The organism is Saccharophagus degradans 2-40 (genome assembly GCF_000013665.1).
GTDB classification, from domain to species: Bacteria; Pseudomonadota; Gammaproteobacteria; order Pseudomonadales; family Cellvibrionaceae; genus Saccharophagus; species Saccharophagus degradans.
Genome location: NC_007912.1, coordinates 3,352,308 through 3,365,880, shown reverse-complemented (window position 1 = coordinate 3,365,880; position 13,573 = coordinate 3,352,308). Strand labels below are relative to the sequence as shown.

The window sequence follows — 13,573 nt, the reverse complement described above, 5'->3', positions numbered from 1 at the left end:
TGTAAATTCTCACACAACACATAGCATAAAAAAACCGGGCTATTAAGCCCGGTTTTCTTTTAGAGATAATATAAAAAAAATACTTTACAGAACTACAGGTCGGCGCAAACTGTCATCTGTCTTGCCACTTTTTCACAAAAGGCCAGCCTTCAAACTGTGCTCCGGTATTCGGGTCCACATCCCACGGCCAACACTCAAGCGTATATTGCTTTTTAGTGTGGTCCACTTTAACTATTCCGTAACCTTCACTTTTTAAGCGGTGATCGGCAACAAAATTACCCCAGTGCTTGTTACTGGCTTTAAATTCTGCGTAAGTTAATTTGGGGTTGGCAACCGCGAGTACACGCATTTTATTGCCAAAAGTATCAATAAAATTACCGGTGTTAGGGTGATTGTTACGTTTGTTTTCTAGCTTGCCTTCACCTTCAAACCAGCGTTGCCAAAACGCGGCGGCGGCAGGGCCTGCAAAAAATAATGCTCCATCTTCGTAATCATTCACGCCTTGTTTAGCAACCATTGCCAAATGTTGGTCGCCTGCTAATACTAGTGCGTTGGCTCTTTTAACTAAGCTTACGGCGCGTGTACGGCCATCCGGTGGGTAGCCGTTGGCATCGTAATCTAGCAGAGGCTCGGCATTCCCTTTGGTTTGAGGCGACCCCCACATGGATGCAGTCAAACATATTTTTGGTAGGTGAGTGTTGTTTTCGCTCCAGTGCTTCAGAAAATCTTCCTGTCGTTTACCCAACAGCTCGCCTTTGGTGAGTAATGGGTCCACTTCGGTATTGGGCGGGGTTTTAAATTTTCTATCTTCTATAATGGCGAAGCTTACACCGCCGTACTCGAATTCGCCGTAGGTAACGGGAATGTCGTGTTTAATGGGTGTGGGGTCAAACGCATCAGGGTTGTGGGAATGTTGAATGCGATAGACCATACGTACTAAATCTTTTGCCCAGCTAAAGCCGCCGCCTTCTTCGGTGTTATCGCTAGAATCTTTACCGCCGTTGCCCCATAGGTTGCCTTGTAACACATCGTGATCGTCGGCGATTACGATGGCGGGCCTGTGTCTTACCGAATCGCGGAAAGTCCAAAACCACAAATACCAACGGTATAGGGTATCTAATTTTGCGTCAGGTGTATCGCGGCCATAGCGGGTGGGGTAGGTTTCATAATATTGATCGCCAGCAAATACATACAGGTCCGGTGCGTGACTATCGCAATGTGTTACCAGTTTGTTGTGGGGGAATAAAATATTATCGGGCGTATAGCGCCCTAGAATGGCTTCCTGTGGAATGAGTTTTTCGTAAACTTCTCTATCTAAACTTTTCGCTGTGGGAATAATGCATGAATAAAGTGCAATATTTAGCTGTTTGCTTGATTGATGATCTTTAACAATTGTGCCGCAAAACAGCGCGGTATTGGGCGCGTCGGTAAATACTATTCGATACTCATAGGCTTGCGAGAAATCCCACTTACTCAGTCTGAAGCAGGCTACATAACCGTCTTCTATGGGTTTTGTTTGACCCTGTTTCCAGGTGTTATCCTTCGCTGCCTTGTACTCTAAGCGAACATGTTTTTTGTGTGGATTTGCGATAGGTAAAAACTGCGCAGTTAATTTTAAAACCGATTTATTTAAGCTGTACAAACAGCCCATAACAGGCCCAAGTGCATGTTCCTCGTTAATACTTATTTTTTCTCCGCCAGTTTCTATGCGATTAAACCACCAGCGTGCGCCAGCTTGTTTGGCTGGCGGTGAGGAAAGCATTGCAATACCGCCTAGTAGTTCGGAGGCTGGAACCTGGGTTCTTACAATAAAACCGAGCTCTTCGCCAGTTTTGGCGTCGCTTGCTATTAAGCGCACATCAAACGTTGCTTGGTCGGTTGGGTCTATATGGCAATCTAAAATAATGTCTTTATCGGCTAGCGGTTTTTTAGTTTGGCTATGAGTGGTGCGTTGTAACTGCTCGTAAGCTATTGGCTTGTTTTGGTTGCTAAAGTCGCGAAAGCTAAGTTCGCCGGAGCTATCAATTACCGCCATAAAGCCGCCGTTTTCCCCGCCGTAACGCTGGGCTAAGGCACATGCGCGGTAATCTAACTTACCTGCACCTATACCCAATAAAAAGCCGCAAAAACCATTTTTAGACGGGGTGAGATTACCCAAATGCATGCGTAAGCGGGCGGGTTTGTGGGCGTTGTTTAGGGCGCGAGTTAACAGGGCAACAGTGCGCACTTCAAAGCTCGCCTCTGCGCGAAGGCATTCTATTCTGCCGTTGTTTACTTGCCAGTCTTGTAATCTGTTACCCCAATAAGCTTTACCCAGCCAATTGCGCTGCTCATTGTTTGGTATGGGGTCTACGGGTGAAAGCGCTGCTAAGTTGGGCCGCTTTGCAGCTTGTAAAGCGGCTGTGCTGGGTGTAACAACTGTACCTAGCATTCCAGAGACAGTTGTGGAGGCTACTTTAATAAAATCTCGTCTTTTCATATTTGGCTGCCGTAATGGTTATCTATTTTACGTTCTACTTAAATGTGTGCGTATAGCCCTAACTAAAAATAGGCAAAAAAAATCCACCCGATCATTGCTGAAGGGATGGATAAATCGAGGAATTGGGCGCGGAGGTTGCGCCCAGAGTGCTACAGAAATACATGAGGTTGCTGTGGGTTACCTCTGTTCAGAACCCGATTAAGGAATTTCTATTAACCGTACGTTGTCAATCGCGTAGGTATAACCTTGGCCCCAAATATTTGTTTCTAAACGCAGCATGGTTTCGCGGGTTGCCCAATCATCTAAATGGCTGGTGTGATCAATATCGAAAATCATTGACCAGCGCACAGTCGCGGCATCCAAGAAGCGGATGGTTCGCCATTCAGCGGTAGAAGCAAATACTTCTGCGTTGGTATTTATGGGGTTGCCGCTTCCATCAACTGCGGTTGAATCTAAAATCCAAGCGCGAGTAGGGTGGTTGTCGGGTGCAAAATCAGGGCTGTAAATGTCGAACTCTAGCAAGTAACGTTTACCGTTTTGGATGCTGCCAGCGGGCATAACAATATCGTTTGCGCCGCCACCAGTTGCGTAAATGCTGTAGTCTCCATCAATAACCGTAGTGTTTGAGATGGTGGAATTACCGCCTAAAACCCAATTACCAGCGCTGCCATCTTCAAACGTACTGTCTTGCTCACTAAGAATATTATTCGCTTGTTCGAATGCGTATTTTACTAAGCGAATATCATCTAGCTTAAGGTTGCCAGCCGATTCAATTTTTAGAGCCGGTTCTATATAGCGATCATCTACTGTAAATGTTCCTGTGTGGCTTAGGTAGATACCGGGGTTCCAGCCGTGATCAGAAAAGCGGAAGCGTTCTGTAAGTAGGGTCAGGCCTTCGCTAATGCTACCGTACCAGTTCCCCCAACTTTTATCGCGTGCAGGTAGCTCTACGTAGTAGCTGCTACCTTGTTCGAGCAGGCCGGTTAAATCGTAAGAGAGCTTTACATCACCAGTTACTTGCAAGTAATTGGTGCCCTGCTTGGCGTTAGCTGCGTCCGTTACTACTGCGGCAAAGTTTTCTACTTCTGTGCCATCTGCCTGTGTCGGTACTTGTGTCCAACCTGCCATAGTGCCATCTTCAAAACTTGCGTTTGGCATTACGTTATGTGCAGCAACGGTATCTTTGGTTACGCTAAGTGAAACAGTCGCTTGGGCTGTTAACCCACCAGGGTCAGAAACGGTATAGGTGTAAGCAAAGCTTTTAGTTTCTGCTTCGGCTAGGCGGCTGTAGAAGGCAACAGGTTCTACTACTAAAGTGTTACCGCTAGATAAAGCAAAGTTAAACGCAGGCGCATCGCCAACCGGTGTAAGGGTTGAGAGGTCTGCAGTAACGTCATCGCCGTTCCAGTCGATAATTTCTGGCGATGCGACAAGGTCTACCATTACTTGGCTGTCGGCTGTGCTCATTGTTGCTGTAATGGTGTCGTTCACTGTTGGTGGTTCTGGCTCTGTTGATACACCAGTAACATTTACCGTGAGAGTGCGTGGCAAGCTGTGGTTGTGATCGGCTATTTCATAGTTGAATACAAATGTAACCGTGTCGCCGCCTTTTATGTCATCGGCAAAAACGGAGGAATCAATTGTTACGCTGCCGTTTGCATAGGTTGCTGCACCGTCAATATTGGTTTCAGCTTGGCTAAAGTTTGCAACGCTAAGTGTTTCACCATCTGCGTCTGTTGCGCCTTCAAGTAAATTGTAAGTGCGCGAGCCTGCTTCTTCACTAAAGGTGCGAGTAAGATTGCTAAACACTGGTGCTTCATCATAGCCTTCAATTGCTATGGTGAGTGTGCGTGGAGTATCTTGTTTACCATCGCTCACCGAGTAAGTGTATACGATTTCTTTGGTTTCGCCGCTGTCTAGTGAGTCTTTGTAGGCGCTAGGTGTAACCGTAATTTGGAAAAAGTTTTCTGTTACACCAGATAGATCAGCTTCGGTTGTTGTTAGGTCTCTAACACGCAATGCATCGCCGGCATCTAAATCTGTTGCGCCGTTCAATAAGTTAATTGTACTTGCGCGGTCGTTTTCCGAAACCGTAACCGATAGATTGCCGTTGTGTGTTGGCGCGTTGTTTGCGCTGCTTTTACTGTTGCTATCGCTGCCGCCACATGCACTTAGTGATGCAGCAACGGCTGCGCTAAGTAAAATTTTAGTCGTGTTTAATTTTTTCATAGTTAAAACCACTTTTTACGTGGGTGCCAACTCATTGGGAGTTGGCACCAAGCATTAGTTATTGTTAGAAGTTTACGCGTACACCTAAACGGAAAGTTCTACCGTTTTTGTAGCGAGCAACAGTGCGAGATGTTGTTGCGTCGTTATCCATTGGTGTGCCTTCGTCGTATTCTTCCCAGCCGGTAATAGTGCCGTTCTCATCGCGAATGGGGTCGATTGCCAAGGTGCGACTAGTGAAATAGGTTCTATTTTCTGCATCGGTTAGGTTGATAGCTTGGAAGGTTAGATCCACAGCATCTGTTACTTGCCAAGATGCAGAGAAATCTAATGTTGCGCGACCTTCATTCCAAAGTGAGCCTTGGTTCCAGGTACGACCGCTGCGGCCATTGTTGCTATCTGTTCCTACTAAGCTGTCAGAGTTACCGCGGTATGCTAAACGCAATTGCACGTCTTCATGCTCCCAAAAAACGGTCGCGTTATAAGTGTGCTCTGGCGTATCGGCTACTGGGTAGCTTGGTAAGGTAATGTTGCTATCAATGGACGATTGCTCTTTGTCGTATTCACTTTGCTGGTAGGTGTAGTTAACAGACGTACCTAAACCTGCCCAGTAGCTTGGTAAAAAGTCGTAGCTTTGTGTGTATTGCAATTCAATACCGGTAACCGTTGCGCCCGAGCCATTCACGGTTTTGTTCACGTTAAATTGTGCGCAAAGGTCGCGTAGGTCGTCGCTCCAGTTTTCATCGCGCGTATCGAATGGGAAATCCGCGATACTGCGTTTAGGAAAACAACTTGCTAAACCGTAGTCATCCGCGGCGTTATCGGTTGCAATAACGGCTAGTTGGCTTGAATCGTAAGGCACAGATGTGTCTAAGTTACGCAAATCGTCTAAATAGGTACGCAGAGATTCAACGGTGGCAAAGTTAGTCATGTCTTTGTGGAACACTGTACCGGCAACCATGGCAGACTCGTCAAAATACCACTCTAAAGAAAAGTCGATATTTTTAGATTCAAGCGGGTCTAGCTTGGTGTTGTACATATCCACTTGGTTATTGGTACGGCCTGGCCATGGATCTTCGGTACCGCTGAAACCTGGGCGGAGTTGATCGATAGGTGGGCGAGCCATTGTTTTGGATATGGCAAAGCGACCGATCAAATCATCTTTAATAATGTAGTTTAGGTTCAAGCTCGGCAAAATTGTGGAGTACTTGTGCGAGTTTGTAGTGGGAATTGCCACAATAGAGCGGTCTTCTTGATTGGTGTTAACCAAAGCACCGTTCTCGTCAAACTCTTTACCCCAGTTTGCGCCCCACGCGTAGATGTGTGATTGCGAAATATCGGCGTGGCGTTGCATGGTTTCCCAGTTTACAAACGGAGCTTCGCCGGTTGCGCCAGAGGTAATAAATTCTGCACGTGCCGCTAGCAGTGGTTCATGACAAGCGCCCGCATCTGGGATTGGAGTCCAAGTATCGGGGGAGCCACTATTTACGTCGTAACCTAAACCATCTATGCGCTCTAGGTGGCGTTCAATTGCCAGCGGTGCGTTTTCATCTTCGAAGTACATGCCTGGTTCAGGGCAAGCAGGCAAAGAGGTGTCGCGCAGCTCAGCTAGTTTAACGTGATCGAAAACGCGCTCTAGGTTGTTGCCTCGGTCTGAGGCGAAAGTAAAGCCAGAGTAACCTGTGGCCACAACTTCGGTTTCTACATAACGCAAACCTATATCACCGGTTAAGCGATCGTCCATAAATGCAAAGCTGGTTTTTATATACGCGGCAATGGTGTCTAAGTCGGCGCTGCGTGTATCCGTGTCGTCGCGAGTACCAACAATGTCTGCTGCACCTTGCGTTAATTCTAACGCTTTAACGCCAGATACGGGTGTCCAGCCAATGGTGGCGTTGTCGCGGCCATAACCAAGTGAAGACATAAAGTCGTCGTAGGGGAAGCTTTCACCAGTCGTGATCATTTCACCGCTAATATCAAGCAGTGATCCACCCGGTACTGCAATTGCGTGGCCTTCATCATTGCGAATAATGTCGGCTACTTCGGAGCTAGAAAATTGATAAGATTGATCGTCCACAAATTTAGATCGCGAAGCGTACTTCGCGCCGAATTCCGCTGTGGTTAAACCAAATTTATCTACATCCCAATCGAAATCCACTTGGAACGATTGGTTTTTATCTTCAACTTTGCGATCGGTGCGGCTTAGGAATGAAATACCTTGTGCACGAAGATCTTGTGGGTTGAAAGTGGTGGTGGCGGTATTATCCCACCAGCCTGGACGCTGTTGTAATATGCCGTCGTCATCGACTTCTTCATAAGCGGTAATGTTTTCACCTAAGTCTACAAAGCCGCTGCCAAAAACCATTGTACATTCGCCGCTAGTACAGTCGTAACCAACGGGTTCAATGCCACCTTCGCTACCGTATGGCCCAATTGCCATTACCACTTGCCCGGGTACATGCATGTAGTTCTGCATGTTTAGCCAAGCGTTATCGGGGATGGTGACTTGTTCACTTTTGGAGTAACCGCCTTTTACGCTTACACGAAGTGTGTCGGTAATGTCCTGATTTAATTCTAGCGAGACAACACTGTTGGTGTTATCGCTGCCACCTTCAGAGGTGGTTAAGTCGCCGGGGCCTGCGCGGTTTACGTACTTTGTAAAAGTGCGAGTGTCGGTATCAATCGTCCACCAGTCTTGCTGTGGATCGGTAAAACCAGCAGCGGGAAAGCCAGGAATAACTTCTTCGCCTTCAAAAAAGTTAGGCGTATTTGGGCGGCGTGTTTTTAAGCCTGTAAAGCTGTTAACCAAACTTTGTTCCGAATGGGTAACGTTTAGCATTACATCGGTAGTATCGGTTGGCTGCCATTGCACGCCAGCGGTTAGGCCGCGACGGTTGCTTTCATTCTGGTGCAATTCGTAACCCATAGCAGAGGGAACGATTGCGCGCACATTAGTAATAACTTCGCCATTTTGATCGCGAGCAATACGAGCTGTATTGGAAGCTACATAGTCATCCACGCGGAACTGATCGCGGCGAATGCTGCTGGTTTCGTCATAGGCGGTAACAATGACACCTAAGGTGTCATCTAAAAATGTATGCGAGAAAGAGCCCGAAATTTTGTGGTTTGTGTCGTCAACAAAATCGTTATAGCGCCCTTGAACAGTCAGCGAACGCACATTGTCTTTTAGCTCTAATGGTTTGGCTGTAACTAAGTTTACGTTAGCGCCGAGAGAGCCTTCGTCGTGATCGGCACTGGGAGTTTTAACTACTTCAACTTTAGAGAGAATGTCTGCTGAGTATGCGCTTAGGTCTACGGCTTGGCTGAAGTCTGTACTAGTGAGCGTTGCGCCGTTTAGCGTGATGTTATTTTGGTTGGCATTGGCACCGCGAACAGTAATGGTGGTACCTTCGCCATCGCGCGATTGTAGCGATACGCCGGTTACACGAGATAAGGCCTCTGCAATGTTTTGATCTGCAGTTTTACCTATGTCTTCCGCGTTAATTGTATCGACAATGTTTTTAGAAAAACGCTTATCATCTATCGATTTTTCGATACTAGCGCGAATGCCGGTAACAATAACTTCTTCTATGTTGGCATCTGCTTCAGGGTTATCTTCTTGGGCATAGGCGGTGCCGTATGCCGTGAGCATTGCCGCGGATAACGCGGTTAGCTTGAAGCGGTTGTAGATGGTTGACATCGTAGATCTCTCCAAAGGACTATTTATTTTTGTCTACTCAATGCTGTGGTTATTGTGCTAAGTGCATTCGTGAGCGAGTAGTATTTTTTGATTCTTATTAATCCGGTTAATGCATATTTGGCATGCTTAATAACCTGATGGCTTAATAGTCACAAATAAACCATTTATAGTCAACTGTAAATTGTAGACAATATTGCCATTAGTTTTCGCCGTTTCTAAGGGTTGCGGTTATTAGGCGTAGTGGCGTGGCATATGTGGCGTGCCTACTTAGTTAAAAGTGGTTGATTTAATTGAATAAAATGGCGCTACCTCGCGAGCAGCGCCATGTGACCCCGAAACGTTCAATCTAATGGTGAGTATAGCCAACGCTAAGCCGTTGGTTGGCAGCGTGTGGGCCCAGAGTTTGTTCTGTGCCGTCGCGCCAGCGTACGTGAATGCTTGTTACTTGCTGTGTGGCGCCTAACCCTACATGCACGGTGTTTAACAGGCTCTGCGAGTGAATCTCCCCGGCAGAGCCTACGGTGCGGTAGTAGGTGCGGGTTGGGGTGGTTATTTTGACCCGCGCACCACTGGGGTCGGTGCCCGAAGGGCTATTTCCTAAACGTAAAAGCAGGTAGTTGGCTGTAGGTGACGTATTTTGGTAAAGGTACCAGCGCCCAGGGTTGTCACTGCCGCTAAGCAGGTCTAAGCGGCCATCTAAATCAAAATCAAATGCTTGGCCCATATCGCCGTGGCCATTATCGTCAGAGCTGGTAGCGCCGTGGCGGGTAGTGCTTATAAAACGGTTGTCGCCTGTGTTTAGCAACAGCCAGTCAGCTACGCGACCATGTAATAAGCCAAAGCGATAGACGAATAGATCCTCGTAGCCATCATTATTGAAGTCTCCACTTGTTACGCCTTGGTGATTACCGCCACTGGGTATGCCTGCCTGCGCCCCAATTTCTTGGTAGCCGTTTGCGGTACTAAGCAAAAGTAGGTCTTGTACATTGTTATTTTGCGGGGGCTTGGTGGGAGTCATATTTGTAGCCCCAATTATTGAGGCGCGTAAGCCCCAAAATAAATTGCCATCTAGCTGCCAGCCAAAGCGCCATTGGTTGTTGCCTAGGTAGCCGAGGTACCAACCATTCGCGTCTAAGTTGCTGGGCCAGCCAGCGCAAAGGTTGGGAGTGAAGTGCACTGCATGCGTTTCTGGCGGGGTGGTGGGATGCTTTTGTTCGCCTAAATACAGTGGAAACTCGCCCTTGTAGCCGCGAAACCAATGGAAGAAGTCTTGCAGTGTAACATCGCCTGTGGCTTCGAAATCTATATGGCCGCTACCTTTGCTGCCAGCTTCACGTAGGTCTATGCGATTGCGCGCAGGGCTAAACTCTAACGAATGATTGGCCATTTCGTAATACACCATTCCGCGCGCGAAATAGTAGTCCCGTTTGCCGTCGTTGTTTATATCTAACTCTGTTACGCCGGTTATATGGGGGGCGTTAATTAGGTGGGCGGGCAGTAATTGTTGGCTTACATCGGTAAACGTAAAGTCACCGTTACCTTTTAAAAAGGTAAGCGGTGTGTAGGTGATTAAATCGGGAATATCATCGTTGTTAAAATCTGTCACCAATACACGTTCTGCCTCTACAGATTCAAACACCTTGCTAGCGCGATAAATAAATGTGTTGTGCTCGGCTGTGTTGGTGGCGCTAATAAGTGTGTTTTCTAATACTATATTGCGCGGTGCAGTTTCGTTTTCTAATTTGCGCGCATTCAGAAGCAGCATATCTAAATCGCCGTCTAAATCCATATCTAGCCAGCGCACAGAGCGCCCGCGCGCGCCGATATTGGCGAGGCCTTCTTGATTGGTAACATTGTTAAAACTGCCGTTTTCATTGCGCAATAAAATAGGTGGTGTTGGCTGTGTGCCATTGCCACCGCCGCGGGCTACTAAAATATCTAGCAACCCATCGCGATTGTAATCGGCCAGCGTAGTGCCGTGAAAGTCACCTTGTTGCAGTGGCAGTGCTTGTTGCTCTACCTTTTCTCCCGCCTTGTTTATGAATAATTGCGGCAGGTCTTCGTGGTGGTTGCTTAATAAAAAATCGTAGTAGCCATCGTTATTTATGTCTGCAATAGAGGGGCCACCGTATTTCCATGTTGCGTTAGTGGTGAGCTCAACAGCTTGAGTAATATCTTTGAATGAAACTGGTTGGGTATGCGCATAGTTGGTTGCAGTGATTGCAGTTATTTTTACATTGGCGTGATGCGAGAAAATATTGAGAGTGTGCTCGCCTGCAGGCAACAAACCTAAATGTGCGCTAATTGTATTGTCGCCAGTATTGGGAATATCTAGGTTATCTACAAGTATTTGTGCGTGATTGGTAATGCTTATTCGCTCGCTGTGAGCCTGGCTTATAAGTGTTATATCTAAACGAATATTGCGTGCTTGGTTGAGTGTGAACCTTGCTGTGTGCATATTTTTATTGGTGCTTATGCTTACTGCGGGGGAAGCGTTAGCAGGGGGGGTAACCGTTAAAGGTTGCTTTTTTGCGGTACAACTAACTAGTGTTAAATAACCTAGTGTGAAACAAAAACAGGCTGTTGAGACTAACGTTTTTTTCATTTTTATAGTCCATAAAAAGCTAGCGCCCGAAAACGGGCGCTAGGTGATTTGCTAATAGGTAAAATAATTACTGCATAGGACGAGTAATTGAGGTTGAGGTATTAAATACCTGTAACGCCGCAGTGGTTACAAAGCCTGTGCTGTCTGGGAAATTAACCACCACAGTATTGCTTGTTTGCAATGCGCTGTAAGGTACGGGTATTTCGATTACACCGTAAAAGTTGGGGCGGCCGGTGCCGTTATGGAATTGATCATAACCGCGGTAATCGCTGGGTACTTCAACATCTACGCCGTTTACGCTTACGCTAGGTTGCAAAGAAAGACCGTGGTCTCTGCCTATGCCTAATCGCAATATTGCTTCACCTTGATCGCCAAGGGCTACATTGTTAATGGCAAAGCTAATATCGGTGTTGGCCGTTATGGCTTGCTTATAGGTGGTTGCGTAGTATTTGGTTTCTTCACTGGTTTCGCTAATGGCAATATCATTTTCGAAGTTTAACGCAAGTACAATGGTAGCTTCGCCCCCGATAGTGAGGTTTGTAGGTATGTTAGCGAGCGCCGATTCGCTGAGTACTGGGTTGCCATCTACCGTATGTAAATGACGCATAGTGCCGCTAACAAAGCTATTGTTGTTCAGGCCTAGGTCGGTAAGCGTTAATGTTTCGTCGTTAAATTCAAGGTTGTTAAGTATTAGGTATAGGGTGCTACCGTCTACGTAGCTATCAACCAAAATATCCATGTCTGCTGCGTAGCTGTCTACCCGGGTGCCGTTTACATCGGCCCACAGTTGGTAAAATTTAACTAAGTCTGTGTATACCCACTCGTTACCTGTTTCACCTTCTGCTTCAAACTTTTGGCGCATTAAGCGATCGTTGTACGGTACACCATCTCGGCCCCACTCGGCTTTAACAGGAATAAACGGAATAGTTTTAAGTAAAGTGTCAGGGCGCTCTAGCATACTCATTAACAGTGAATTTAATGCTTTTAGTTTTAACCCGTCGCGGTAGGGCGTCCAAGGAGCTTTAAATAATGCGTGATCGGGTGCGCCGTACTCGGAAACAATTAAAGGCAGTGGTGCGCCTAATGTAAGCGTGGTGTAGTGATCAAGCATGTCGAAGGTGGCCTCAACATTGCTGCCTTTTCTGTAGCGTTGGGTATTTTGAAAATTAGGGAAGTCGTATAAATGTATGGATATGAAATCCATTTTTTCGCCCGCTATATCAATAAAGGCCTTATCTCTATTTTCCCAGCGTTCGAAATTATTGGAATCAAAATCGGGGAAGGCGACAGTGTAGCCTCCTATTAATACATCGTCGTTTAGTTTTCTAATTTCGTCTGCAACGGTATTGTGAAATAGGAAAACTTTTTCGGGGGTGGTTGGGTTAGTGGCGGCATCAACCAAGTCGTAGAGTGGTTCGTTCATTACTTCTACATATACAGGTTTGGGCTGGCCGTTAGGGTCGCTCTCACTTTGCTTATAAAATTTGGCTAAAAAGTTTGCCATGTAGTGGCCGGTTGCAGTGCCAAAGGGTTCAGCTTCGGTCTCGGTTTGCGAAAGCGCCCAACCTTGGCCGGTTAATTTACCATCTGGCCAGAATGGATGTTGCTGGCTGCCAATAATCATGTCGGTATTGCGATGTTCGTGCTGACGCTGCTTAATGGCAATTTCAGATGGGTTAACGGTGTACCAGCCTTTGGTATCGTTACCGCGTGAAGTCATGTTGGCTTCGTCAGCAAAGCCTGGTTTGGCTGGGTCTTCTAGTGTTTGGCTAAGATGCCAGCTAATACCGCCGGTATCGCGGCCGAAGTACACATCGTAGCCCTCTAAAAACTCAGTAATAAGGTCGTCGGATTCATTTGCAAACCCGAGGCTTGCGTCGTTGCCGCCAAACCAGTCATTTTCTGTATTCGATGCGTGAATGGTAATAAATTTGCGGCGGTCGAAAGAATCTACGCCGCCCACGCTATGGCGTATATAGGGGTTTACATCAATTGCCACACCTTGAGTGGGTTCTGCCATGGTTGTGGCGCTGTAGCTAGCTGATATTCCGCCAATTGTAACCGTGGCCGTAGTCGTGGTTTGGTAATTGGCGCTATTGGTTACCTGCACTTGCAGGGTTTGGCCGTTATTAATCGTGCCTTCGGCGCTGGTAAAACTGCCGTTATCAATAGCGTATTGGCCGTTAACTACACTAACAGTGGTAGCGGTGTTAATTCCGCTTACTGTAATGGTGTTGGAAGTGGTAGTGCTATTGAGAGAAGCACCTGTTGTAGCTGTGAAGCTAAAGCTTGCAGGGGTTGTATCGGGTTGTGGCTCTGGCGTGGTTGGGTCTGGGTCTGTTGTGGAGGATTTACCGCCCCCGCCACAGCCGCTAAGGCTTACTAATAATGCAAGCGTTAGTGTGAGTAGTGTGTATGGTCTAGTTATCATTGTGAGTTCCCGTATATTTTAGGTGGATATTCGAGCAAAAGATGGTTAAGATGAGCTGATTGTAAATGGTTAATTGTAAACAATCAAAGTAAGTCTTAGTTTTATAGGTTATAAATGTGGCGTTTAAAGCTG

At 46.7% G+C, this 13,573-nt stretch carries 5 protein-coding genes; all 5 read right to left on the bottom strand.

The genetic code is table 11. The features are described from left to right. Positions 1–112: 112 nt before the first annotated feature. The 5 genes from SDE_RS13895 to SDE_RS13875 all read right to left on the bottom strand — a co-directional run bounded on the left by SDE_RS13895 (position 113) and on the right by SDE_RS13875 (position 13,441). Positions 113–2,479: an alkaline phosphatase D family protein gene (locus tag SDE_RS13895; protein WP_011469131.1), complete on the bottom strand. Its 2,367-nt coding sequence runs from the start codon at positions 2,477–2,479 to the stop codon at positions 113–115. Positions 2,480–2,677: 198 nt separating this feature from the next. After that, positions 2,678–4,708: a cadherin-like domain-containing protein gene (locus SDE_RS13890; protein ID WP_011469130.1), complete on the bottom strand. Its 2,031-nt coding sequence runs from the start codon at positions 4,706–4,708 to the stop codon at positions 2,678–2,680. A 64-nt stretch (positions 4,709–4,772) separates the two neighbouring features. Next, positions 4,773–8,405, bottom strand: a complete 3,633-nt coding sequence (locus SDE_RS13885; RefSeq protein WP_011469129.1) for a TonB-dependent receptor — start codon at positions 8,403–8,405, stop codon at positions 4,773–4,775. A gap of 346 nt (positions 8,406–8,751) precedes the next feature. Further along, the gene (locus SDE_RS13880) at positions 8,752–11,010 is read right to left on the bottom strand and encodes a CRTAC1 family protein (RefSeq protein ID WP_011469128.1); all 2,259 of its coding nucleotides are present in this window, start codon (positions 11,008–11,010) and stop codon (positions 8,752–8,754) included. A 67-nt stretch (positions 11,011–11,077) separates the two neighbouring features. Next, positions 11,078–13,441 (bottom strand): cellulase family glycosylhydrolase, encoded by a 2,364-nt coding sequence (locus tag SDE_RS13875; protein WP_011469127.1) that lies wholly within the window; start codon positions 13,439–13,441, stop codon positions 11,078–11,080. Between the last annotated feature and the right edge of the window lie 132 nt (positions 13,442–13,573).

Excerpts from the sequence above, each read along its gene's own strand:
- SDE_RS13895 (WP_011469131.1), bottom strand. The coding sequence starts at position 2,479 with ATGAAAAGACGAGATTTTATTAAAGTAGCCTCCACAACTGTCTCTGGA.
- SDE_RS13890 (WP_011469130.1), bottom strand. The coding sequence starts at position 4,708 with ATGAAAAAATTAAACACGACTAAAATTTTACTTAGCGCAGCCGTTGCT.
- SDE_RS13885 (WP_011469129.1), bottom strand. The coding sequence starts at position 8,405 with ATGTCAACCATCTACAACCGCTTCAAGCTAACCGCGTTATCCGCGGCA.
- SDE_RS13880 (WP_011469128.1), bottom strand. The coding sequence starts at position 11,010 with ATGAAAAAAACGTTAGTCTCAACAGCCTGTTTTTGTTTCACACTAGGT.
- SDE_RS13875 (WP_011469127.1), bottom strand. The coding sequence starts at position 13,441 with ATGATAACTAGACCATACACACTACTCACACTAACGCTTGCATTATTA.